Annotated in this window: 2 protein-coding genes; both read right to left on the reverse strand. The window is 69.9% G+C overall.

Features of this window, described 5'->3' with window-relative positions; translation table 11 throughout:
- Window positions 1-113 precede the first annotated feature (113 nt).
- Window positions 114-845, reverse strand: coding sequence for a hypothetical protein (locus tag EAO72_RS40190; RefSeq protein WP_148022336.1), 732 nt, complete (start codon window positions 843-845; stop codon window positions 114-116).
- A 17-nt stretch (window positions 846-862) separates the two neighbouring features.
- The coding region (locus tag EAO72_RS40195; protein WP_148022337.1) for a Tox-REase-5 domain-containing protein at window positions 863-2,684 on the reverse strand (1,822 nt) is incomplete at its 5' end.

Genomic DNA, 2,684 nt, shown 5'->3' on the forward strand with positions numbered 1-2,684 from the left:
GTCCCCGGGGGCGGGGGGGCGGAGCGGCCGGGACCGGAGGCGAGAGCGACATGCGGCGCGTCCCCGTCCCGAATGCGCTCCGAGAGCGGCCACATCGCTCTCAACCACCCGGGTCAGAACGTGTCGCGGTCGAACGGAACGGGCAGCGGATCGAGGGCTCCGGCAGCGCGCAGCTCCCGGTTCGCTTCGACGATCGACTCGGCGGACGGCTGCGCCGTACCGCCCCGCGTGAGGTCGATGACCAGACCGCCCGTCGCGGTGCGCGTGTACGTCCCCGGCAGCCCCTCGGGCGCGAGTGCCGCACGGCCGGGCGACAGGTACACGGACCGGCCGCCGCGTGGCGCGCTGGGGCGGAGGCCGAACGCGTCCGCCACGGCCTCGTGCTCGTCGTCGTTGTACGCGTCGCCCCAGTCGGCATCCCAGCTCGCACCGATTGCGGACAGCACGTCCGCGGAGCGCCGCACCAGTTCCACGGACTCGTCCAGCTCCCGCGACCGGAACGTGACGAGGCAGCTGTCAGCGACCCGCTTCGCCGAACCCCCCGCATTGATCCATGTCTCCACCTGAGGACGGCCGGGGACGGTGGCCGCGCTCAGCGATGCCACCCGCCCGATGTAGTCCGCGTCGGAATCGGGGTTCTGCCGGTCGATGTACTCGGCAAGCGCCGGAACGGTGAGCGCAACAGCGGGCGGCGACACGTTCTCCTCAGCTGCCTCGTACCAATGACCGCATGCCTCGTCATCGATCTCGGCCAGTCCTCGGAGCAGGACGAGCCACCGTTCGGCCAGCTGGTCGGGGCTCTGCTGACGCACACCCCACAGTCCGCGCACCACCACATCCAGCATTTCGGCCCCCTTCGGCCTCACGGCACCTCTGGCGTATGGATCACCTTAATGTCCATGCCTCGGTCCCTGAACATCTTCTGGGCGGCCTTGGCCACATCAGGATCCGAGAGATGCCAGACCACCGGCTTGCCCCGCGCCGCGTCCAGTTGCCGGGTCGCCTGGTCCACCCAGCGCTTCGTGGCCAGCGTGGTCAGCTTGCCGGTCGCCTCGTTGTAGAACCGCGGGCCGCGATACCCCCACTTCGTCTCGATGAAGGTCTGCTTCGCGGAGTCCCAGCCGTCGAACTCGACCGGTTTGCCCTCCAGCTCATTGAGCGGGACCTCGTATTCCTTGCCACGCCGCACCCCGGAGACCTGTTCCTGGTAGCGGGCGCCCATCTCCTGCGGGTAGGCGTACGTGGCGGGGTTCTTCGCCTTCCACTTCCCGTCGCCCAGATCCTTGGTGCCGGCACGCGGGTTCGTGAGCTTGTCGTACCAGGAAGGCTTCGCCATCTTCGCCAGGCGCTTCCTCTCCGCCTCCCGCTTGGCCTGCTTGGCCGCCTTCTCCGCGTCGTCCGCGTCCTTGTCCGCCTTCTTGGCGGCGTCGACCTCTTCGGGTGTCGCCTCGCAGTCACCGCCCTCGGCACGGAACCCGGCAGGCCGGGCCCGGGGCGAGGACCGTACGAGGGAGGCGGTGGCCGCGCCCGCCACGCCGTGGCCGGTCCGTACGAGTCCTGCACCCGCGTCCGTCCGCAGGGAGGCCGCGCTCATCGCGCCCGCGACCGGCTGCCGGGGCCCGAAGGGCGCCAGACCGACCGGACACCCCTTGTTCCTGACCTTCTCCCCGGCCTCGTCGGCGTGCTCCCGCGCTTCCTTCGCGGCCTTCTCCGCACCCTCCACGTCGCCGGCCTTGGCCAGTTTCTTGGCCTTCGCCGCCGCTTCCGAGGCCTTCTGGGCCAGTTCCCCCAGCTTGCCGAGTTTCCCGAGCTTGCCCAGTTTCCCGAACTTGCCGATCAGCTTGGCTTCGCCGTAGCCGGGGATGAAGAGGGAGCCGATGTTCCAGAAGCCGGTCCCGATCGCCTGGCCCTCGTTGCCGTCCTTCCACATGTCGCGGACTTCGTCGCCGATGAACATGTCGTCCACGACCTTGAGCCCCGTGGACCCGGACGCCTTGGTCCAGTCCCAGGCAGCACCGAGGTAGTCACCCTTGGACCACTTGTCGCCCGCGCCTTCGGAGTCCTTGGTCCACTGGTCCCCGAGGCTTTTGCCGTAGTCCTTGATGCCGTTCCACGCCTTGACCGGGTGGAAGACCGTGTCCACGGTTCCGGTGACGTCGCCCCAGAAGCCGTCCGCGCCCAGACCCTTGAAGAAGCCTCCGGTCTGATGCCCGACGCAGGAGAAGAACGCCCCGACTCCGGATGTGCAGCCCTCGTCCTTCTTCTCGCCCTCGGTGCCGTCGTAGTCGCCGTAGTCGGCCTCCGGGCCGGCGGTGGGGTCGAAGTCGTCGCCACCGTCGTCGACCTCGTCGTCCTGGGAGACGGTGTCGGTACCGCCGGTGGAGCCGCCGGTGGTGTCGGTACCGCCGGTGCCGCCGGTGGTGTCGGTGCCGCCGGTGGAGCCGCCGGTGGCGTCGGTGCCGCCCGACGTGTCGGTACCGCCGGTGCTGTCGGTACCGCCGGTGGAGCTCGGCCCCCCGGCACCGCCTGTATCCGTACCGCCCGATCCCCCCGCGACATCGCTGCCGCCCGAGGTCACCGCGCCACTGGAGTCGGGGCGTTCTTCTCCTGCGTCGGGCATCAGACCGGAGGCTTCTTCAAGGGTCTGGGCGCGGACGGCTTCTGGGGCGACGTCACCGGAACCG

The sequence above is a fragment of the Streptomyces sp. OR43 genome, from assembly GCF_008042275.1.
Classification (GTDB): Bacteria; Actinomycetota; Actinomycetes; order Streptomycetales; family Streptomycetaceae; genus Streptomyces.

Coding starts and splice junctions, on each gene's coding strand:
- EAO72_RS40190 (WP_148022336.1), bottom strand. CDS start 845: ATGCTGGATGTGGTGGTGCGCGGACTGTGGGGTGTGCGTCAGCAGAGC.